Source organism: Herbiconiux oxytropis (assembly GCF_024979315.1).
In the GTDB taxonomy this organism is placed as follows: Bacteria; Actinomycetota; Actinomycetes; order Actinomycetales; family Microbacteriaceae; genus Herbiconiux; species Herbiconiux oxytropis.
Map to the genome: position 1 here is coordinate 1 of NZ_JANLCK010000028.1, position 645 is coordinate 645.

Annotated in this window: 1 rRNA gene; it reads right to left on the minus strand. The window is 47.9% G+C overall.

What is annotated here, in order from left to right:
- Positions 1-148, minus strand: a 23S ribosomal RNA gene (locus tag N1028_RS19835); the annotation flags it as partial.
- Between the last annotated feature and the right edge of the window lie 497 nt (positions 149-645).

The following is a 645-nucleotide window of genomic DNA, read 5'->3' on the forward strand; positions in this document are numbered from 1 at the left end:
GATTCAGCAGCAGTTCAAAAGGTTAACCTATTCTGGAATCTCCGGATGTTCGCTTATTTTCAACTCCCCGAAGCATTTCGTCGCTTACTACGCCCTTCCTCGTCTCTGGGTGCCTAGGTATCCACCGTAAGCCTTTCCTCGTTTGAACCTCGCCCTTAACTTTAAGGCTATGCCATCCTAAGGTGCTGCTAAATGGAAAGATCTTATCAACGTCCATGAATGAAAAATCATAGATCGAACTGCCGAATCGGAAAAATTGGGTGCTATCATATAGCTTTGTATCGGCTAAGTTCACGAGTTGGAGATAAGCGGACTCGAACCGCTGACATCCGCCACAGGGTAAACCACCGCCTATCAGGCCCCTGACTGATTCTACCATAGAGGCCAACGATAGACAAGAACTCCCCCCCGAACACAGCTTACAACTTTCATCGTACTGTGCTCTCCAAAGAGCAACTCTTCTCAAAATCTCAAAAGGTGATGAGCTGGAATCCCATTCCAACTAAGGATTCTTGTGGTTCTAGAGGATCCAGCTACAGGAGAACCAGGAACGGAGAGCTTTCCCCCCCTTTTCCGCCCCAACTCTTTCGAATGCTGGTTTTAAGAATGAGTGATTGCCCTTCTCCGACCCTTACTGCCCAACCT